The organism is Oceanicoccus sagamiensis, assembly GCF_002117105.1.
GTDB lineage: Bacteria > Pseudomonadota > Gammaproteobacteria > Pseudomonadales > Dasaniaceae > Oceanicoccus > Oceanicoccus sagamiensis.
In genome coordinates this window covers 4246476-4266328 of sequence record NZ_CP019343.1, presented here as the reverse complement: position 1 = coordinate 4266328, position 19853 = coordinate 4246476, and the positions used below count along the sequence as shown (strand labels likewise).

The 19853-nt window shown below is 46.4% G+C and carries 23 protein-coding genes and 1 tRNA gene; 15 read left to right on the top strand and 9 right to left on the bottom strand.

Going from position 1 to position 19853, the window contains the following annotated elements:
* Nucleotides 1-4: 4 nt before the first annotated feature.
* The 3 genes from BST96_RS19385 to BST96_RS19375 are packed head-to-tail and all read left to right on the top strand — an operon-like array spanning nt 5 to nt 1565.
* Nucleotides 5-418 (top strand): PilZ domain-containing protein, encoded by a 414-nt coding sequence (locus BST96_RS19385; protein ID WP_085760272.1) that lies wholly within the window; start codon nt 5-7, stop codon nt 416-418.
* A 35-nt stretch (nt 419-453) separates the two neighbouring features.
* Nucleotides 454-1266, top strand: a complete 813-nt coding sequence (locus BST96_RS19380) for an FkbM family methyltransferase (RefSeq protein ID WP_169714045.1) — start codon at nt 454-456, stop codon at nt 1264-1266.
* Nucleotides 1267-1271: 5 nt separating this feature from the next.
* The gene (locus BST96_RS19375) at nt 1272-1565 is read left to right on the top strand and encodes a muconolactone Delta-isomerase (RefSeq protein WP_085760270.1); all 294 of its coding nucleotides are present in this window, start codon (nt 1272-1274) and stop codon (nt 1563-1565) included.
* Nucleotides 1566-1568: 3 nt separating this feature from the next.
* Here the strand turns inward: BST96_RS19375 and BST96_RS19370 are convergent, their stop codons facing one another.
* Nucleotides 1569-2819 (bottom strand): HD-GYP domain-containing protein, encoded by a 1251-nt coding sequence (locus BST96_RS19370; protein ID WP_085760269.1) that lies wholly within the window; start codon nt 2817-2819, stop codon nt 1569-1571.
* Nucleotides 2820-3050: 231 nt separating this feature from the next.
* Between BST96_RS19370 and BST96_RS19365 the strand changes: the two genes are divergently transcribed.
* The 5 genes from BST96_RS19365 (at nt 3051) to BST96_RS19345 (ending at nt 8113) form a co-directional block, all read left to right on the top strand.
* Entirely contained in the window at nt 3051-3635 is a 585-nt protein-coding gene (locus BST96_RS19365) for a nitroreductase family protein (RefSeq protein WP_085760268.1), read from the top strand.
* A 38-nt stretch (nt 3636-3673) separates the two neighbouring features.
* Complete coding sequence (locus BST96_RS19360) at nt 3674-4492, top strand: crotonase/enoyl-CoA hydratase family protein (protein ID WP_085760604.1); 819 nt, start codon at nt 3674-3676, stop codon at nt 4490-4492.
* 66 nt (nt 4493-4558) lie between these two features.
* Nucleotides 4559-5155, top strand: a complete 597-nt coding sequence (locus tag BST96_RS19355) for a lysophospholipid acyltransferase family protein (RefSeq protein WP_085760267.1) — start codon at nt 4559-4561, stop codon at nt 5153-5155.
* 252 nt (nt 5156-5407) lie between these two features.
* Nucleotides 5408-6616, top strand: coding sequence for an AraC family transcriptional regulator (locus BST96_RS19350; RefSeq protein ID WP_085760266.1), 1209 nt, complete (start codon nt 5408-5410; stop codon nt 6614-6616).
* Nucleotides 6617-6712: 96 nt separating this feature from the next.
* Nucleotides 6713-8113: an L-serine ammonia-lyase gene (locus tag BST96_RS19345; RefSeq protein ID WP_085760265.1), complete on the top strand. Its 1401-nt coding sequence runs from the start codon at nt 6713-6715 to the stop codon at nt 8111-8113.
* On the opposite strand, the gene BST96_RS19340 is transcribed toward BST96_RS19345, so the two are convergent.
* The 4 genes from BST96_RS19340 to BST96_RS19325 form a co-directional block, all read right to left on the bottom strand.
* The gene (locus BST96_RS19340) at nt 8100-8933 is read right to left on the bottom strand and encodes a phosphate/phosphite/phosphonate ABC transporter substrate-binding protein (protein ID WP_157118020.1); all 834 of its coding nucleotides are present in this window, start codon (nt 8931-8933) and stop codon (nt 8100-8102) included. The two genes, BST96_RS19345 and BST96_RS19340, sit on opposite strands and share 14 nt — an antisense overlap.
* Before the next feature lie 141 nt (nt 8934-9074).
* Nucleotides 9075-9755, bottom strand: a complete 681-nt coding sequence (locus BST96_RS19335) for a PEP-CTERM sorting domain-containing protein (protein WP_085760263.1) — start codon at nt 9753-9755, stop codon at nt 9075-9077.
* A 292-nt stretch (nt 9756-10047) separates the two neighbouring features.
* Nucleotides 10048-10275: a hypothetical protein gene (locus tag BST96_RS19330; RefSeq protein ID WP_085760262.1), complete on the bottom strand. Its 228-nt coding sequence runs from the start codon at nt 10273-10275 to the stop codon at nt 10048-10050.
* 173 nt (nt 10276-10448) lie between these two features.
* The gene (locus BST96_RS19325; protein ID WP_085760261.1) at nt 10449-11066 is read right to left on the bottom strand and encodes a TetR/AcrR family transcriptional regulator; all 618 of its coding nucleotides are present in this window, start codon (nt 11064-11066) and stop codon (nt 10449-10451) included.
* Nucleotides 11067-11775: 709 nt separating this feature from the next.
* On the opposite strand from BST96_RS19325, the gene imm40 reads away from it, so the two are divergent.
* Complete coding sequence (gene imm40, locus BST96_RS19320; protein ID WP_085760260.1) at nt 11776-12105, top strand: Imm40 family immunity protein; 330 nt, start codon at nt 11776-11778, stop codon at nt 12103-12105.
* A gap of 178 nt (nt 12106-12283) precedes the next feature.
* Here the strand turns inward: imm40 and BST96_RS19315 are convergent, their stop codons facing one another.
* Together BST96_RS19315 and BST96_RS19305 are read right to left on the bottom strand one after the other, a co-directional pair.
* Nucleotides 12284-13078 carry a hypothetical protein gene (locus tag BST96_RS19315; protein WP_085760259.1) on the bottom strand — a complete coding sequence of 265 codons (795 nt, stop codon included), beginning with the start codon at nt 13076-13078 and terminating at the stop codon, nt 12284-12286.
* A 796-nt stretch (nt 13079-13874) separates the two neighbouring features.
* A tRNA-Leu gene (locus tag BST96_RS19305) sits at nt 13875-13961 on the bottom strand.
* Nucleotides 13962-14133: 172 nt separating this feature from the next.
* Between BST96_RS19305 and queA the strand changes: the two genes are divergently transcribed.
* The 3 genes from queA to BST96_RS19290 all read left to right on the top strand — a co-directional run bounded on the left by queA (nt 14134) and on the right by BST96_RS19290 (nt 16760).
* Nucleotides 14134-15198 (top strand): tRNA preQ1(34) S-adenosylmethionine ribosyltransferase-isomerase QueA, encoded by a 1065-nt coding sequence (queA, locus tag BST96_RS19300; RefSeq protein ID WP_085760257.1) that lies wholly within the window; start codon nt 14134-14136, stop codon nt 15196-15198.
* Nucleotides 15199-15216: 18 nt separating this feature from the next.
* The gene (tgt, locus tag BST96_RS19295) at nt 15217-16356 is read left to right on the top strand and encodes a tRNA guanosine(34) transglycosylase Tgt (RefSeq protein ID WP_157118062.1); all 1140 of its coding nucleotides are present in this window, start codon (nt 15217-15219) and stop codon (nt 16354-16356) included.
* Nucleotides 16357-16445: 89 nt separating this feature from the next.
* Nucleotides 16446-16760 carry a YqfO family protein gene (locus tag BST96_RS19290; RefSeq protein ID WP_085760255.1) on the top strand — a complete coding sequence of 105 codons (315 nt, stop codon included), beginning with the start codon at nt 16446-16448 and terminating at the stop codon, nt 16758-16760.
* Here BST96_RS19290 and BST96_RS19285 read toward each other — a convergent pair.
* The gene (locus BST96_RS19285; RefSeq protein ID WP_085760254.1) at nt 16757-17089 is read right to left on the bottom strand and encodes a DUF3135 domain-containing protein; all 333 of its coding nucleotides are present in this window, start codon (nt 17087-17089) and stop codon (nt 16757-16759) included. The two genes, BST96_RS19290 and BST96_RS19285, sit on opposite strands and share 4 nt — an antisense overlap.
* A 275-nt stretch (nt 17090-17364) precedes the next feature.
* Between BST96_RS19285 and BST96_RS19280 the strand changes: the two genes are divergently transcribed.
* The 3 genes from BST96_RS19280 (at nt 17365) to BST96_RS19270 (ending at nt 18755) form a co-directional block, all read left to right on the top strand.
* Nucleotides 17365-17847, top strand: coding sequence for an NUDIX hydrolase (locus BST96_RS19280; RefSeq protein WP_085760253.1), 483 nt, complete (start codon nt 17365-17367; stop codon nt 17845-17847).
* A 183-nt stretch (nt 17848-18030) separates the two neighbouring features.
* Entirely contained in the window at nt 18031-18561 is a 531-nt protein-coding gene (locus tag BST96_RS19275) for a gamma carbonic anhydrase family protein (protein ID WP_085760252.1), read from the top strand.
* The gene (locus BST96_RS19270) at nt 18558-18755 is read left to right on the top strand and encodes a DUF1289 domain-containing protein (RefSeq protein ID WP_085760251.1); all 198 of its coding nucleotides are present in this window, start codon (nt 18558-18560) and stop codon (nt 18753-18755) included. The genes BST96_RS19275 and BST96_RS19270 overlap by 4 nt, the downstream gene beginning before the upstream one ends.
* A 50-nt stretch (nt 18756-18805) precedes the next feature.
* Here the strand turns inward: BST96_RS19270 and BST96_RS19265 are convergent, their stop codons facing one another.
* On the bottom strand, nt 18806-19837 hold the full coding sequence (locus BST96_RS19265; RefSeq protein WP_157118019.1) for a hypothetical protein: 1032 nt from the start codon (nt 19835-19837) through the stop codon (nt 18806-18808).
* Between the last annotated feature and the right edge of the window lie 16 nt (nt 19838-19853).

The following is a 19853-nucleotide window of genomic DNA, read 5'->3' as shown; positions in this document are numbered from 1 at the left end:
CGTTATGCGACGATTTGCTCGACACCCAACAGATATTCCTATCGATGTGAAAGTCACCGTGCTTCCGCAAACGGCTAACCCGGCCTGTAGTATGACCACGGTTAGTCAGGGCGGTCTTTCCTGTGAGGTCGATTGTAAAGTGGCTGTCGGCTCCATCGTTGATATCCAGATTGATTCGGTATCACCGGTATACCAGGGTTCAGGCGAAGTCGTCTGGTGCCGTGAAAAGGGCGAAAGCTACGAAGTCGGTGTGCGTTTTACCAATAATGAAGAAGCGTTTAAATCGCGCATGGTGCAACAGGTCTGCCAAATAGAGCAGTATAAAAATTTAGTTTACGAGCGAGAAGGGCGTCTGCTGGATGGGGATCAGGCCGCCGCTGAATGGATTGCCAAATACGCCGCTGACTATTCATCATAAGCCGACTATTCATCATACATAAGGTACAGCCAATAGTGACTTTACAGAGTCAAAGTACGACCTCTCCTTATCCTTTAAATATCCCCAGCCTTCATCAAACGGTTAGCCTCTGGGTACACGATCAACGTGACCAGCATGTTTCCAAAGGGATTGCCGAGCAGGGTATTTGGGAAAGCTATGAAACCCAATTATTTATAGAGCGTTTAAAGCCGGGTATTAATGTCATTGATGTCGGTGCCAATATTGGTTATTACAGTGTCATCGCTGCCGACCAATTAGCAGGAACAGGATTTATTGCCGCCTTTGAGCCTGATCCGGACAATTACCAACTACTACAAAAAAATCTCCAGCATAACCAGTTTACTGATGTTGATGCCGTCAATGCCGGTTTGTCAGCTAAGGATAGTGACGGCAGATTATTTTTAAGTTGCAGTAATTTTGGTGACCACCAAATTTATGACGCGGGGGAGGGGCGAGCCTCACGGTCTATTCGGCTAATTAACGGCGCCAATTATTTACAGGCAAAGATTCAACACATTGATCTATTAAAAATTGATACTCAGGGAGCAGAGTCAGAAGTGATTGCCGGTTTATTACCTTTGTTAAAAAATAGTGGCGTTAAACTGTCTATGATTATTGAGTTCTGGCCCTATGGTTTGCGGCAGTCGGGTTCAAGCGCCCACCAGTTAGTTGATATGCTAAGCACTCTGGATTTGCCGATAAAAATTATTGATCATATTGGCCATGACTTAGTAGATTGCACTGAGCAGCAGCTTAGGGAGTGGGTGGATATGGTAGAAACCAATCCGCAAGATCAGGGCTTTATGAATATATTACTGGGAAAATAAGCGCTATGTTTATCGTTACTATGACCTTAAAACCGGTTCCCCATGATGTGTATATGAAGAGGGGCAAAGCAGAAAACGAATACACTCAATCGCTTATGGCCAGCGGTGTTATTAGCCAGTTTTATGTCACAGAAAACCACCGGCATTACTGGATAGTATTTGATGTTGAAAGTGAGCAAGTACTGGAGAAAAAACTGCAAGGTTTTCCTTTATACAGCTATTTTGAGTATAAGTTTGAAAAAGTGATAGATATGGTTGCTGCTGTGGCGGGTGGTTTGACAGACCCAAACCTGGAATAAGCTCTAATCGATTGTCAAACCCTTCTGGATATAACTCTCAATACGAATACCGTGAGAACCGTTAGGTATAACCGTTTTGATCATAACGCTCTGGTCCTGAGATTTGGCATAGCGCTCCAGGTCTAGTACGGATTCGGGCTTGGGCATTTTATTTTCATCGCGTAGCAATAACACTTTGGGTAAATGGCGATGGCGATAATTGGTACTGATCACAATACCTACCTGACCATTTTTTAATTCCACAATACTGCCCGGTGGATAAAGCCCTATACAGCTAATAAATTCCCCCACCAATTTATGGTCAAACTTGGTGCCTTTATTTTGGTACATGATTTTCAAAGCATCGAGGGAAGAGCGCCCCTGCTTATAAATACGGTCACTGGTAATCGCATCGTAAACATCGCAGAGAGTAATAATACGGGTAAAGTCGGTGATACCGGAGGCTTTAATCTTACGGGGATAACCCGTGCCGTCGAGAGCTTCATGGTGGCTATAGGCAACATCCACGGCGCCGTGATATACATTTTTATGGGCCATTAAAATATCGCGCCCGTGCACCGCATGGTCTTTAATAACGTTGAATTCTTCCGCCGAGAGCTGTCCTTCCTTATTCAGAATGTCATTAGGGGTACGCATCTTGCCCACGTCATGCAGCATACCTGCGAGGCCCAATTTATTTAAATCTTCTTCGCTGGCGCCCAAATGGCGGCCAAAGGTAATGGCGAGCAAGCCAACATTGAGCGAGTGCTCAGATGTGTATTCATCTTTTTTGCGGATTTTAGACATCCACATCATTGCGTCGGGGTTGCGTAAAATACTCGATACGCAATCGGAGACGCTGGCTTTCACTTCCTGAATATTAATACCCTGACCAAGGCGCACATCATCCATAAAAGAGCGGGTCAGGCCTCTGGCTGTTTCATGGATAGAAGAGGCCTTGGAAAACTCCTGTTTATTGGTGGCGCTATTGGTGTAGGTTTTGACTTTGGCTTTAGGGGTAGTGGCGGCGCTGCGTTCTTCCGCGTCCAGCCAGGCATCTTCGCTACCTTCGATATAAACAAATTCACAGTGTTCTGCAATGGTGTCAATTTCTTCTATGCTGGTGATTTTAAAACCCTGCAAAATAAACGGTGTCTCCAACCAGGGCCGGTCCAGCTCGCATACGTACATGCCCACCTTAAGCCCTGAAACCGGCATGGGGGTTTTGACGTTTTCCTGGATGGTACGGCCAGGCCTTACAATAGTCTTCTTCACAGTGGGTTCTTGCTTCCGTCGGGAGTGTGATCTTAACCTATGACCAACTTATCTAATAAATTCAATCTATTACCACAGTTTAGTCAATGAATCTCAACCCGCCCAGCTTAATTCTCCTGAGTGGGCCTACAATGAGGAAATGTACCTATTTGCTGCCCCTAATACCTTGATTGCGGGGGGTATAGTCACTACTATTCGCCATCAAATAACTGCAAAGCCAGTACCCACTTTATGGATGCTTTAACATTACTACACAGCCGTAACTCGGCGCCTAAACTCTGTGAGCCAGCCCCTGAAGGTGAAGCCCTTGATGCGATGTTCAAAGCTGCCTTTAGAGCGCCGGATCACGCCTGGCTTCGCCCCTGGCGCTTTTTAACCATCCGTGGTGACGGTCGCCATCAGTTGGGTCAGTTGTTTATCAAGGCAACCCAGCAGCGTCGCCAGCAGGCGGGTGAGCCTGCGATGACCCCAGAGGACATCGACAAATTGGCTGCCAAGCCCTTAAGAGCCCCCTTAATTATTACCGTGATTGCCACCATCAAAGAGCATCCCAAAGTGCCGGCAGTCGAGCAGGTGATTTCCGCCGGCTGCGCTGCCCATGGCCTGTTACTGGCTGCCCATGCTCAAGGCTTTGCCGGTGTGTGGCGCACCGGAAGTAATGCCTTTGATGCGACGGTGATGCAGGGTCTGGGTTTACAGCCTAACGAAGAGATCGTGGGCTTTTTATATTTGGGTAGTGTCGATGGTAACTACAAGCCTTTGCGCGAATTAGCCCTTGATGATTTCCGTCAGGATTGGACGGCTCCTGCCCAATAAAACAAACGGTATTTATGAGTGTATCTATGAGTGTATCTATGAGAGTACCTGAACTAAGCACCCTATCGATTGACGTGACCAATCATATTGCCAAAGTTGCCTTAAACCGCCCCGGCAAAGCCAATTCTATGAATGCGGCTATGTGGGATGAGCTGGAAGTTTGTTTTAAATGGCTGGATAGCGAGCCGGAAGTGCGGGTGGTGATTCTCTATGGTGAAGGCAAGCACTTTTGTGCTGGTATTGATTTGGCGATGTTTGGCGATTTGGCCAATACCGATGCTGCCGAGGCTGCCCGCAGAGCTGAAATGTTGCGGCAAAAGATTCTCAGTTTGCAGGGTAATCTTAGTGCGATAGAGCAGTGCAGAAAGCCAGTGCTGGCCGCTATTCATTACACCTGTATTGGCGGTGGTATTGATATGATTGCCTGCTGTGACATGCGCTATTGCACTGCCGATGCCTACTTCTCTATCAAGGAAATTGATATTGGTATGACCGCGGATGTGGGTACCTTGCAGCGACTGCCCTATATTATTGGTGATGGCCAGATGCGTGAATTGGCATACACCGGCCGCACCGTGGCAGCTGACGAGGCCTTATCATTAGGGTTGGTTAACCAGGTGTATCAGGACCGCGAACAGATGCTGGCCGCTGTTACCGAAATCGCCAGCAATATTGCCGCCAAATCGCCCTTGGCTGTTCGGGGGACTAAAGAGATGTTGCTCTATAGTCGCGATCACTCGGTACAAGATAGTCTGAACTATATGGCCACCTGGAATGCCGGCATGCTCAGTATGTCAGATGTCTTCGCCACAGCAGAAGCCACCGCCAAAGGTGATGTGCCCGGTTATGATGATTAGTGCCCACCCGATAGCCGGCAAAAGCCTGCTATAATCACCGCGTTATCGCTATCCTGTAGATGTTATATGGCATCCAATATCACCGAATTAAAATCGACCTTGTTTGTGACCCCGGTCATCAGCACGCTTTGTCGTTATTTATCCGTCCTGCTATTAACATTGGTGGGCTGGCGAACAGTCGGTGAAAAACCTACTATTCCCAAATATGTGGTGGTTGCTGCCCCTCATACCAGCAACTGGGATTTTGTTCTGTTTGTGCTATTGGCTTTCAAATTAGGTTTTAATGCCCACTGGATGGGCAAGCATACTTTATTCCCCATTCCCGTGCGCCGCCTGATGGTCTGGCTGGGGGGGATTCCTATTGATCGCAGCAAAGCTCACAATGTGGTTGAACAAATGTCTGACTATTACAGCAGTGTTGATGAGCTTTGCGTAATTATCCCGCCTGAGGGCACCCGCAGTAAAACCCAGCGCTGGAAAACGGGTTTCTACCATATTGCCGTTGCCGCTAAAGTACCTCTGGTTCTGGGTTATATAGACAGTTCCAGTAAGTCGCTGGGTTTTGGTCCGGTGTTTAACCCCACTGGCGATATCGAGGCTGACCTCGAAGCGATCCAGGCCTTCTATAAAGACAAGGTCGGCGTGGTACCTGATAACTACTAATTATCTCTCTTGGCGCTCTCTCGCTTATATTGCTCTCACTGGTTTCCTTTTTTGTGCCCCCGAATCCCTCTGAGCGGCTAAGTAAATCTGTTATTTCTTCGGTTTTAAAATCTTGGATACAGGAGATTTAGAGCTCCATACCGAAAAAAATGTCAAATTTGTTAAAAAAATCTGTAATTTGAGGTGGGGAAAACGTCCTTTAAAGTGTCTTAGTGTACATAACCGAGAAACAATCACATTTGCGAGGTTTGTATGTTCACTAACAAGAACAAGGAAGAGCAAAACCATTTGGTGGAAGATAAAAGCTATGTTGAAGGATTAATGCAGGGCGCTGTGCTCAAAGGTTACGACCCCAAGAATATTCTCGAAAGTGCCGATATCCCTTTTGAAGCCTATACCAGTACGGTAGTACCGCTTAGTGGTGAAGAGCTGCAGCGGTTGATATTGGTTTTACGCAACCTGATGAACGATCATTACCTGGGGTTTTTACAGGTGCCGGGCAAGCTGGAGATGGATAGTATCGCTGGCAGTATTGCCATTAATGAGAAAACCCTGGGCGCTGCTATGCGTCAAATGGCCAACTTTTACAATGCGGTACGCAGCGATGAGCATCTTGATTTGGTATTGGATAAAAAGGATCGAGAGGCCACACTCAGTTTTAAATTTAGCGGATTAACGCCCGGTGTCGATAGTCGCTTACTCTACTGGTTTAGAATGTGCTGGACCTATAAGTTTCTATGCTGGTTAATCGGCAGGAAGCCAACCATTACCAGGGTGTCCTGTTCAGCTAAAACCTCGGTGCGAGGGCTTAATTACGAAGAAATGTTTCGGCATCAAGTGAATTTTGACCAGCCCATGGATAGCATCACCTTTCGCCTTAAAGATTTAAGGCTGCCCATTGTGCGCAGCCAAATAGAGTGGTCCCGTGGTCACTTTCTCTATAAATTTCCAAACTGGTTTGGTGTGGCAGGGGGCGATCATAGTATCTCGGGCAAAGTGCAAAAAATGTTATTCGATGCCCACAGTGATGGCTGTTCTATACTGACAGCCAAAGAGGTAGCTGATCAGCTGGATCTGCTGCCGCGCAATTTGGCACAGCGCCTACGTGAGGAGCGGGTAACCTTCCAGGCGATTCGTTCTGGGGTTTGCCTGGAGCTTGCCAAAGGGTATTTAAGACAGCCCGAAATGCCGGTGAGTAAGGTTGCAGAGAAAATGGGTTTTGTTGAGCTCAGTGATTTTACCCGTTCTTTTCGTCGTTGGGCCGGGGTAACGCCTACCACCTACCGGCGGCAGGTAAATCAGCATTATGAAGCTTTATTGGGTGCCGATGAAAAAATCAGCTATGAAGAAATGTCGAATATGCTGGCCGATATTATGGAAGATAAATCCATTATGAAAGTGCCAGTGAAAAAGAAAAAAAACAGAAAGCAAAGAAAGCCCAAATTGGCCGCCTGTAACTAATGCGGTTTTCTATTTCATCCACCCAGTCTATTTTGTAAATTCGTTTGGGGTATTATTTACCCCGGCGTTTTTTTGGCTTTGGTATAGGCTTATGCTATGACAATCAGCACCTTTGACCTGTTTAAAGTGGGAATTGGTCCATCAAGCTCTCATACGGTAGGGCCGATGTGCGCCGCAAAAGCATTTTCTCTGGCGTTACAGGCAGACAATATATTAACAGAGACCAATCGTGTCCGGGCTTCTATGTATGGCTCCCTCGGTGCCACCGGTCACGGCCACGGCACCCCAAAGGCTGTTTTACTGGGCCTTGAAGGCAGTGACCCTGAAACCGTTATTGTCGCCAATATCGAAGAGCGCATTATGGCTATTCGCAATGAGGGCATGTTGAATTTACTCGGCCTGCATCGCATTGCCTTTTCATTCCGCGATGACCTGCAATTGCATCGCCGTGAATCACTGCCTTACCACCCTAATGGTATGCGCTTTGTGGCTTACGATAAACAGGGCAATGTGCTGCTCAGTAAAACGTATTATTCCGTAGGCGGCGGCTTTGTTATTGATGATAAAGCGTCCTCGGAGCAGCCTCTTAAAGAAGATAAGCGGCAGCTAAGCTATCCATTTAATACCGGCGCTGAACTGCTGGCCCATTGCGAACAGCAGCAACTGAGCATCTCTGAAGTGATGCTAGCCAATGAGCAAGCCTGGCGGCCTGAGCAGGCAACAAAAGCGGGCTTGCAACGACTATGGCAGGTGATGCAAGAGTGCGTTAATCATGGAATCCATAACGAGGGTATCTTGCCAGGTGGTTTAAAAGTAAAGCGTCGCGCCAGCGAGCTATACCAGCAATTACTGACCAGACCGGAAGCGGCTTTATCGGACCCCTTATCAGTGATCGATTGGGTTAGCTTATATGCACTGGCAGTTAATGAAGAAAATGCAGCGGGTGGCCGGGTGGTGACAGCACCCACCAATGGCGCCGCAGGTATTATTCCAGCAGTGCTGCATTACTACCAACGCTTTGTCCCCGGTGCGACTCAGCAAGGGGTCGATCAATTTTTACTGACCGCCGCCGCTATCGGCATTCTCTACAAAAAAAATGCTTCAATCAGTGGTGCAGAGGTAGGGTGTCAGGGAGAGGTGGGCTCGGCCTGTTCGATGGCTGCGGGTGCGCTAACCGAGGTTTTGGGTGGTACGCCTGCACAGGTAGAAAATGCTGCAGAAATCGCTATGGAGCACAACCTTGGTTTAACCTGCGATCCCGTAGGTGGCTTAGTACAAGTACCCTGTATAGAGCGCAATGCAATGGCATCGGTCAAGGCTATTCATGCCTCTAGAATGGCGTTACGTGGCGATGGCTCTCACTTTGTGTCATTGGATAAGGTGATTAAAACCATGCGTGATACCGGTAAAGATATGCAGGAAAAATACAAAGAGACCTCCCGGGGAGGTTTGGCGCTCAATGTGATTGAAGTGCCGGTAAATATTATTGAGTGCTAAGCAGTTGTTCTAAGGTAGCCACTGAAGGCGCTTGATTTTTATGTAAGGTTTCAAGTTGCAGAGAAGAAATCGGTGCAAACGACTCCCATAAAAAACCAGAGCCTGATTCAAGTGATGCCAGTGTGTTAAATAGCTCTTCACGCTGTTGTTTGCCGATATTCTCTGTGGCCAATAACATACCGTGAGAAGGGAAGGCCGCAGAGTGGATAACCTGAGTGCTGTTATTAAAATGCGGCCTGGCTTTATAGCCGTTATAAAACGGAGAAATCATTACCGCTGCATCCACCGATGACTCCATTAGGGCATGCAGTACCTGATTGTAATTTTGGTAATGCTGGTACTGGGCTGATTGATTTATAGCCTCTAGCTCAGCTTTAGCAAGAATACTGGTTTCAGTTAATGGGTCAGGTAGTGCCAATGTAATACCGTCAAACTGTTGCAGTGTTAATAAGCTTGAGTTTGTTTTGGTGATATATAAATAGCGGGATTCCCAGACTAAGAATGCCATCGGTTGATAGCCTTCTTTGTTGATTAAATAACTGGCTAAATGCGCAGGAACAGCCACCATATCAAAGGTCTTGTTATGGGCCTTATCAATAAACTGTTTAAAATTAGCAGCGCTGTGAAAATCAAATTTATAGCAAGATTGTTTGCTCAGCTCCCGATTAATTTTACCTGACCAAATAGCGAATAAATTGGCAGCGGCAACCGGAACCATGCCAAAAGAATAGTGTGTTTTAGACGGACAAGGACTTGGTGGCTGAGCAGAGGTGGGCAGAGCCAATAACAATAAAATAACCGAGATTAAGAATGGTCGCACAGGGAACCTACAGATAATTAAGTCAGTAGATTATAGCTTTCGATGGTTGGGACTTATATAAGGAACAATACGGAGTTAAGGCGGCTAGCGGGCTAATAAATAGCGCGCTAGCGCCTTGATCTATTGGGGGTAGCTAAGGTCTTACTTGGCTTTTTTTCTGCTGAGTCTTAAGCCTGCCAGGCCAAGAGCCAATAAAGCCAATGAGCCAGGCTCTGGAATGCTTTGTCCTGTTGGAGTTGTGTCAGCGGTGACGCTAACGGCATCCAGGAAGTTACCGACGGTGGCGGAGTAAGGCACAATCGAAGCAAAAGACAGGGTTGAAGATGTGCTGGTTGCAACAAAGCTTTCGCTGAACTCAATCCAGGTATTTTTAGTGTGGTCTTCAATCGTATAAGAGAAGTCATCGGTGGTGCCAGCTATGGTGCCATTGACTTCCACTTCAAACACTTCGCTGCTGGAATCGGCATCACCACGTCTTGCACTGTAGGCAAAAAACAGATCATAGGTTTGGCCAATGACAGTATCAAACGTTTGTGAGATCACCCAGTTCTCGCCATTCTGGCCGTGGGCATTAAGCTCGGCATGGTAATCGCCTTCATAGGCGTCAGGGTTACGACCAATCCAGAGCTCCAGATTGTCGCCATCCCAGCCATTGATATCATCAGCGTCATAGTAATTCCAGCCGCTGCCGCCACCGATGGGGCTACCTGTAGGGGCTTCTTCAAAGCCGCCGTTAACGATCAGGTTTGCATTGGCTGATGCTGCTAATACCAGGCCTGCAAGGGTCGCTGTGATGGATGATGTAATAGTTAACTGGCTCATTACTTAATTTCCTTTTAGATATCTCAGTAATCTTGGTGGTGTTTCGCCATGCCGATAAGGTTTGGCTGCTCAATAGTTAAATGGAATGCATAAAATATGCCAAATTTTAAGCTATTGATTTAAAAGGATTTTTAGTGTTACGAATAAGGTGGTACAGGAAAAAGTGTAAAGGAATTCTTGTAAAACGGGCTTTAAAGGGGGTTTTTGCTGTAAGTCTTTTCGACACTCGGCTAGTCGTATACAGAAACGGCTCCCGAAGGAGCCGAAACCAGACGCTAATACAGGGCGGGAGCTACTCTTTGGTATCGATAAAGCGCATCACCTGTTTATTAAAAAACTTCTCTGTAGGTCTGAATACATAGGAGCAGGCGGCAGTCATTAAAGAATAGAACAGCCTCTCTTCGTTATCCTGAGCGACTACAGTGACCAATATAACGATTAATACAAAGGCGGCCAGATAGTAGAGTGTCCATCCAATTTTAGTGTATTTGGCAAACTTAATATTTTCATCTTCTGTCATTTTTACCGCCATCATGAGTTATAGGTTATTAGTTGGGCAAAGCTGAAGATAGACTCCCAGCTGCGGCTTGCAATAATGCCAAGTATAATTCGGGATGTGAAGAGGGCTAAACAAATTGTTTCGGCACTTTAACCACTATTTCTGTTGGGAGATTACTAGCCTATAGTGCCATTTTATGAGTCTTGATCCTGGATCATCCCCTTCATAGAAGCGACAACCCTTCGCAGGTAACCCCCGAGATTAGGTAGGTCTGGCTCTAATAACTTGTCGATAGCCAATCCCGTCAAAAACAGATGTGTAGACCTCATCACCTCCATCAGGTTACGGTCATCCAGCGAACACTCAGGAAATATCTTCCGTACCTGAGCGCGGTGATGCTCGCCAAGTTCAGGTGCCAGTTGTAAATAAGTAGAGGCATCACGGCTGCTGCGGGTAGCTAATAATATTTCGAGTACCGCTAAGTACAAATCACTCTGGTAGTGTTGCCAGGACATAGTGACATAAAGCTGAACCCGTTCATGCAAAGTGCCTTGTAGCAGCTCTTCGTGATCCACCAGGCTCAGGTACTTTTCATGGCCGTACAGAAAAACCGCATCCAGTAACTGGGTGCGGTTGCCAAAGTTTTGCACTGCACCAAGGGAGACGCCAGCAAGCTTGGAAATCCGTTGTGGGCTGGCGGCTTCCAGTCCCCCATCAGTAATAAGTTGAATAACGGCGGCCACAATTTTCTGCCGAGTCTCTTGAGACTCTCTGGATTTGTTGGCGTTGCTGATAGATACAATGGTCGACATAGCGGTATAAGCAATAAACAGGGCGCTCTAACAGGCCGTCTGAGTGTGAGAATAGAGCTGATTCTAACAAACAGGCTATAAAATGATAGTCCGTTACCGATTGTGGTTGGTTTGTTGCTCCCGAGGCAGGGATTACAAGGGCTTAAAGAAAAGGTGCTAAGGATTAGTGAGTTCGTTAGGGGATAAGAATAAGGCCATACCCAGTCCGTATTGGGTAGGTAGGCCATTGGGAGGGGTTACGATGAAGGTCTGTTATCTGCATCTGGCTACTCAGATTTTCGAGGTACTGATATAGGCAAGTGTATGACAGTCAGTGTCAGCGAGGCAGGCAGGCAAAAATATTGTGCTGTTATTTATGTAAATTTTTTTTGTGAAAAATGTTAATTTATTATTTTTAATAACAAGACTGTCTGCCGAAAATAATCAAAGAAGGCTTGGAAATAATGAAGTGATTATGTATCTTTCGGTGCGGTGTTAAATATTTTTTGTATAGGGTAGCAGGGAAAATAACAGTATAGGTTTGCTGTTGTTGTTTTTTAAAGGGTGCAGGGTTTAAGGTTTAAAATATCAAGCCAATCTATTTCTTATAGAGTAAGTCCTCTTTCCGTCTGTTGATGTTATCCCTGTTTGGTGAGGCAGTCTCGTGGCGTTAACCCCAAAGGGTTATCTCAGTCCAAGGTCTATCTATTCAAGTAAGGAATGATTGTTTATGGCAAAAAAAGCAATAATTACCGCTATAGTGTCTTGTGGTGTCCCCCTCAACCGGCTTGGTGAAAAAAGTTGGGCGCTTAGCAAATATCAGGCGCTAAAAGCATTGCATCAACTCAAGCTGGAAGGGGCAGTGATTATTGGTGGGGATATGTACCAGTTATCGGATGGCGAGTTACAGCCCAATGGCGATAGCTGGTATTTTGAGCGATTTTGCGGTGAGTCTGATGAAGAGTTTTCGCAGCGGACGGTGGATTGTACGTTTAATTATTTGGTGGAGTATGAACATCCCAATAAATTGGAGACGTATTTTGCTTTTATTTTTGGTTAGAGATGGGTGGATGCTGAGAGTTCGGCCGGAGTTGATCAAAATAAGCCAAGGCTTACTTTGATCGCTTCGCTTCTCGTTCGGGTAGATAGGTGGAATGTCAGCTTCTGACCGGTAATGGCCTATAGAAACTTAACGGACCCTGGAAAGTGATAAGTTCGATTCATTGTATCGTGGCATTTTAAAAGACATAAAATAAGCCTAGGTTATACATTGTCTCAGTCTCGGTCATTGTTACGGCGCCACCTTCTGAATCATTTTTGGGGTCAAGGTCAAATTCATAGTCGAAATACTCCATGCGTATGGTGTAGCCCCACCTTTCACTTAATAAATCACTCCATACAACACTCAATTTTATGCCATCTCCATCACCAAAAAGGTTCGGTAAAGTGAAAAATGCTACCTTCTGGCTTAGTTCAACATCTAACCATGTATAAGCATAGGATAATGTTAAGCCGCCAGAGTCAGTAATACTCATCATGTAATCAAGGCCTAAAAAATACCCGTCATTAGTAAAATCATATGCAGAATTAAATGACCCTGTCCCTGTTGTGGATGCTTCTCGATAACCTGCAAATATAGAGAATGGAGCGTCGAATTTATAACTTAAAGTTGCTCCAGAATCATCACGTTCGCCAGTCCAGTTAACAATAGGGGCTCCGGGCACTTCATCAAAATCTAAAATATCTTTTGCTTCGCCGGTTTTTCTAACATAAATATTTCCACTCCATTTCTCTGAAGATACAACGAGCCCAGCTCTGATAGTAGGAAAGTCAAAAACATATTCGTTACTACCTTTTACAAACCCCCCTTCAGGTAAAGGAATGTCACCTGATAGTTCTAGTGTGTAATGATCATAGCCTGCTTCAACAAAGGGAATTACTGAAATATTCCCCTCAGAGATAGCTGATTTTGAAAAAGACATCAAAAAGATGTTGCATGCTATTAATAGCGTATTATTTTTATTGATCGGCATAGATGCTCCCTGTCTATAGAATGTGATTATTATTTTTATTGAAATAAATCCCTTTGTTCAAACTAAGTTTGTAGAAGGGATGGTAAATCGTATCATTTTTTGATCATAAAAGGAGTGCCTTTATCACTCATTTAAAGTTGTTTTGAGTTTATGCATTCCGAGGCTTGTTCCTGTCTGATGCATGAATGCTAAGACTAAGGAGGTCAATGGTAGGCTTAAGTTCTTCTAGTGTTACTTTGCTTTCATGTAAGCTAGTTTTTATGTCACTATCCTGATGGTCTGGCAGGTACTTTAAAGCAGGGTCTGAACCATTAATGTTTACTGGCTGTTCTGTAAAAATATGGCTGAAAGATGAAGCCTGACTCAAGTAGCATCGAGTGTATTGGTATGGTTCTTTCACTACTTCGAGCTTTACTCTTTGATCGATCTTTTTATCATTAATCTGATTATATGCAATGTCTGCAAGCACAATGTTATTGGGGTGGAGTTGGCATAGCCCATTAATTCTTGTTCCGGTGTAAAGTCCAGGCATGGGAAACCAATAGTGATGTGCTTTTTGGGGGTTATGGTCTGGTGAGCAGAAAAGAGTAAGCTGAGGCCATTGCTAGAGGAGGGCAGTCTGAGACTTTGCAGATTTATGCGGTCTTTGAGTTGTTTCCCTTTGAAAGATGTGATGTCTACTGATTCATGGGTGACACCCCAGTTAAATATCTCGGGCTATGATGATAGCTTCATGGTCATGACCGACAGAAGATGGCTGTCAGGGATATTGGTTTTCAGGGGGTTACGAGGGGAATGGTACCGGAGGCCGGACTTGAACCGGCACGCTATTGCTAGCATCGGATTTTGAATCCGACGTGTCTACCAATTTCACCACTCCGGCACAGAGTCTTACTAGGTAGGTCACTTAGAGCGCGGCATTATAGCAATGTGGCCATAAAGGTCAAAGCCTTTCCCGTTTATTCTAAGTTGTTCAAAAATAAGCCATTCCTCTGGTCTGGCCAGAGGTTTTGCGATACCCTTGCGCGCTGATTAGTTAGCCTATATACAACCTCATGCAATTATCCGATTTCCACTTCGATTTACCCGATTCCCTGATCGCCCGTTACCCCATGGCTGAGCGCACGGCCAGCCGTTTATTGGTACTGGATGGTGCTGCCGGGGCTATTCAGCACCAGCAGTTTACTGATTTGCTGAGCCTGTTGAATAAGGGGGATTTGCTGGTTTTTAATGACACCAAGGTGCTGCCTGCGCGCCTGTGGGGTAAAAAGTCCACCGGTGGCCGTATCGAGATCCTGGTTGAGCGAGTGTTGGATGAAAACCGTGTGTTGGCTCATATGCGTTCCAGTAAGTCACCCAAGGCCGGTGCCGAGCTGCATTTAGTGGCGGATCAAGATAGCGATAAGGTCTTGGCCAAAGTCGAAGTGTTAGGCAGGCAGGAGGCGCTATTCGAATTGCTGTTTACTGAAGGAGGCAATGCCCTTGAGGTAATGAATGCTATTGGCCATATGCCATTGCCGCCTTATATTGACCGTGCCGATGAACTGGATGACCGCGAACGTTATCAAACAGTCTTTGGTAAGCGAGAGGGGGCAGTAGCAGCACCAACAGCCGGTTTGCATTTTACCGAGGACTTTATTGCCCAGTGCCAAGCCAAAGGTGTAGATACCACCTTTGTAACCTTGCATGTAGGCGCGGGCACGTTCCAGCCAGTTCGGGTTGATAATATTACCGAGCATAAAATGCATGCCGAATATATCGAAGTCTCCGCAGACGTCTGTGAGCAGGTCAAAACCACGCGGGCCAATGGTGGGCGAGTGATTGCCGTTGGTACAACCTCCGTTAGAAGTTTAGAGAGTGCTTCGCAAGGTGGTGAGTTACAGCCCTTTAGTGGTGACTCAGAAATTTTTATTTATCCCGGTTATACCTTTAAATCGGTTGATGCCATGGTGACTAACTTTCATTTGCCGGAATCTACATTAATTATGTTGGTGAGCGCCTTTGCTGGCCAAGATAATGTGTTAGCGGCCTATAAAGAAGCCGTAACTCAGCAGTACCGTTTTTTTAGTTATGGTGATGCCATGTTGGTATTGCCCTCTACCACGACGAGTGAGAATTAAATGACCCGTGAATGTGCAATGAAATTTGAGCGTGAAGGCAATGATGGCAAGGCTCGCCGTGGTCGCATTACGTTCCCACGCGGCACCATAGAAACCCCTGCCTTTATGCCGGTGGGCACCTACGGTACGGTAAAAGGGATGTTGCCCCGTGATATTGAAGAAATCGGTGCAGAAATTATTCTTGGTAATACCTTTCACCTCTGGTTAAGACCGGGCACAGACGTGGTCAAACAACATGGTGAAGATAATAACGGTACACTGCATGATTTTATGCACTGGGATAAACCCATCCTAACCGACTCTGGCGGCTTTCAGGTATTTAGCCTTGGCGCCTTGCGCAAAATTACAGAAGAGGGGGTTTCATTTAAATCGCCAATAGATGGCTCCAAGGTTTTTCTCGACCCTGAAACCTCGATGCAAGTACAGAGGGAGTTAGGCTCAGATATCGTGATGATATTTGATGAGTGCACGCCATTCCCTGCCACTCATCAGGAAGCCAAAGACTCCATGGAGTTATCCCTGCGTTGGGCGCAACGCTCAAAAGATGCCCATGGCGATAACCCGTCAGCCTTATTTGGTATTGTGCAGGGCGGCATGTATGAAGATCTGCGCAAGCAATCCATGGCCGGCTTGGCCGCCATAGATTTTGATGGTTTTGCTATCGGCGGCTTATCGGTGGGTGAGCCTAAAGACGATATGATGAATGTGCTGGATATCGTGGCACCAGAAATGCCCGAAGATAAGCCGCGCTATTTAATGGGTGTGGGTACACCGCAAGATTTACTCGAAGCGGTGATGCGTGGCGTCGATATGTTTGACTGTGTTATGCCAACCCGCCATGCCCGCAATGCCCATTTATTTACCTCGCAAGGGGTTGTGAAGTTACGCAATGCCAAACATAAAAAGAGCAACGAGCCGCTGGACCCTAATTGTGATTGTTATACCTGCAAAAACTTTAGCCGCAGTTATTTGCACCATTTAGATAAGTGCAAAGAGATGTTAGGTGGTACCTTAAATACCATTCATAATTTGCGTTATTACCAGCAGCATATGCAAAATATCCGCGAAGCGATTGAGCAAAACCGTTTGTCAGATTATGCCGCTGAGTTTTACGCCGCACAAGGTATCGCCGAAGAAGATCAAAACCCCGTCGCTTGACCCCGCAACACTGTAGGGTGGATTATAATCCACCAGAACTTTTTACAATGGGGGTTGGTGGATTGCAATCCACCCTACGGTGCTGACTTATGTTTAAACTGTGTTTTTATGTGCCTGAATCGCACCTTGAAAGCGTTAAGGCTGCGGTATTTAATGCCGGTGCTGGCACGATCGGCGACTATGAGCGCTGCTGTTGGCAGGTGTTAGGGCGGGGGCAATTTAAGCCAATGCCAGGTAGCCAACCTTTTATTGGTGAGCAGGGTGCCCTTGAAAGTGTTGAGGAATACCGGGTAGAAATGGTGTGTGCCGATAAGCTGATAAAAGCGGTGGTTAATGCTCTAAAAACAGCTCACCCCTATGAAGAACCGGCTTATGATGTATGGCGAGTCGAAGAGGGTTTTTAGGGGCTGGGAAAGTCCAGAATTTTAGCGTTAATGCTACTTTCAGGATTGGCCAGTGCTGCTGTTTGGGTGGGACGTTTTACCGCCTGCCTTAGTTCTTCCAGTGAGTTATGCATCATCTCCGATAAGCGGATACAGGCGGCCAGTGGTGTTTTTGCTAAATGGCGGGTGGAGTCAATTTGAAACTGCAAGCCTTCCAGCCGCTTGCGCATGGTTTCAGGTGCTGCGTTAATCGTCGTCAACGCCAGTTCATTGCGAATTTCTTCCAGCTGTTCCGGGTCGTTAATAGCCAGCTCTAGCAGCGTGTCGAAGTTGGGCATTTCCTGTTTCATACTTGCCTCATAGCGCTATTACCTATTGTGTAACGGCGTTGCATTGTCCTTTGTGGTTGGCGTGGTTGATAAATAATGACTTGCTTGCATAGTAACGGTATTTATCAGGCTAGTATATTGATGTTAGCGGGCGGAAATGGCGCCTGGAATATGTCTTTTTATAAAAGATGAATAAAAATAGAGGCTTATCGATGCTTTCAGGAAATCACTTAAGGTATGAATTGTGATTAATTCCCATAGAAATACGGTAGATAAAGGCAGGGTATAGCGGCTTGATGGATAAAAACAGTGTCAAAACACTCCGGCAAAAGCTGGCCTTGAACAGGCCGGCGCTTATTGCGGGTGACTATATAGAAGCTGGGGTATTGATGGCGATTACCGCTGATGCAGAGGCTGCGGACTGTATTCCGGAAATTATTTTAACCCGCCGCGCAGCGCATTTGTCATTACATCCGGGGGAGGCGGCTTTTCCCGGAGGCAAACAAGACCCAACTGATAAAAGCTTGCTGGCAACGGCGCTAAGAGAAGCCCATGAGGAGGTTGCCCTGAAGCCGCAACAGGTTGAATATCTGGGTGCTCTGGACCAGCGTATTACCCGTTCGGGAATTCGGGTATCGCCCTTTGTGGGTATAGTACCGGCCGACTATATATTAACGCCCAACCAGGATGAGTTGGACTGTATTTATAAAGTCCCACTAAGCTTCTTTAGTGATGCAAGCAATGTACAGTGGATTGAGCAAGAGTATCGGGGGGCTTAAGGCAGGTGCCACACTTTTACTATCAGGAGCACTGCATCATGGGAGTGACGGCTTTGATGATTATTGATTTGATGGCCACCGTATTTGAGATCGACTTGCGTGTATAATCCTGCGCTTAACGCCACTCTTTAGCGTTTAGTTAAGATAGAATTTAGCCAAGATAGAATTTAACCGAGGTGTTTTGTGATCTACAGTCTTGATGGAGTAAAGGTAAGCTTTAAAGGTGATGCATTTGTTGCTGATAATGCCACCGTGATTGGCAATGTTAGTGTGGGTCACGATGCCAGTATTTGGTTTAACGTGGTTATCCGCGGGGATAATGAGCTAATCACCATTGGTGATGAAACCAATATTCAAGAGGGTAGCGTATTGCATACCGACCCAGGTTGCCCGATAACGATTGGTACAGGTGTTACCGTCGGCCATAAAGCCATGCTGCATGGCTGCTCTATCGGCGACCATAGCTTGATTGGTATTAATGCCGTGGTATTAAATGGCGCCAAAATAGGCAAGCATTGTTTAATAGGTGCCAATGCTCTGGTCACAGAAAATATGGAAATCCCTGATGGCTCTATGGTGGTGGGGTCGCCAGCAAAAATTAAAAAACAACTCACCGATGATCAAAAGGCAGGCTTGGAGTGGAGTGGTAAGCACTATGTGGAAAACGGTCGCCGTTTTAGTAAAGGTTTAAAAGAGGAATCGCAAACATCATGAGTGATGACGTAGTAGAAGTAAAATCACCTTGTATTTCAGTGTGTGTATTAAATGAAGAAGATGTCTGTGAAGGCTGCTACCGCAGTGCGCAAGAAATTACCGATTGGTCGGTTTTATCGCTGCAGGATAAGCAGGCAGTGATGGGCAATGTTAAGCAACGGTTTAAGCAGTTTAATAAGCACTTATTACTGTAGGGTGGATTGCAATCCACCTTGTAGCCCTGTCAGATGGATTATAATCCACCCTACTGGATGCAGAATGAGCAGGAGCTGGCAACCAGTTTCCCAGCATGGCGGTGACGCTGTGGCCTGACCACACCGTCTTTCATACTCATTGCTTTATATAATGCATTTTCTTTTTTGATCACATCATATTCATGGGCATAGGGGTATAACACACTGCTCATGCCACCTTGGGCAATAAAGGTTTTGGTTTCCAGTAGCGCGCTGCGGGCATGCAGTAACTCATGCAGCAGAGCATCGGCGGGGGAGGCGATACAGGCATTGGCCTGAGTTTCACAGCTGCGATGAGAGCGCAGCTTAGCCGCTGCACGGCTATCAAAACGAATGTCGACTGCTTGCACCTGAAAGGCATTGCCGCGCACCTCCGTTTCGAAGGTATCGTCGGCGTGGCGTAATTTCCAGGGCTTATCGGCGAGACTACTAATCAGTGCAACGGCTTCAGGGTATTGGCTTAAGTAACGGGCAATTTGCACCAGATCGGCTTGGATATGGCTGGGGTCATTGGCGGCAGATTGGTAGTGATCCAGCAAAATACTTTCAATGGCTTCACTGCCTTCAGAGGGCTCAAGCTCATATTCAAAATGATTGTCAAAAGAGTGGTCAGCGGTTTCGCCGATTGTCAGGTGGGCCGCTTCATCATGATCCGTCGGATGAAATAAGCTTAATACTGACTGGCCTTGCTGATTATTAAAACCGCCATGGGCGGAGGGCTTTTCTGCGGCTGCTACAGCATTTAAACCCAATGACAAAACGATAACCGGCAACCATGCCCGGCGACGACCTTGCTGGTCCGGGTTATCCTGAGTCCGTCTATCCGCCACCAGTGCATAGTGGTTGGCCTTCGCATACTCTAGCAGTTGTTGATAAAAAGCCGGATCCCGTAGCGCCAGGTCATGGGCGTGAACCAGCGTTTCCTGGCCTTTGATCACACAGGGGTGAACAAAGTTACCCTCAATGGAGCATTGAGAGGACATCAGTCGCTTAAGCAATACCTTGGTATTGTATAATGCAGTTTGTGAGCGAGAGGCTTTCACGCAGGAAGGGTCCCGT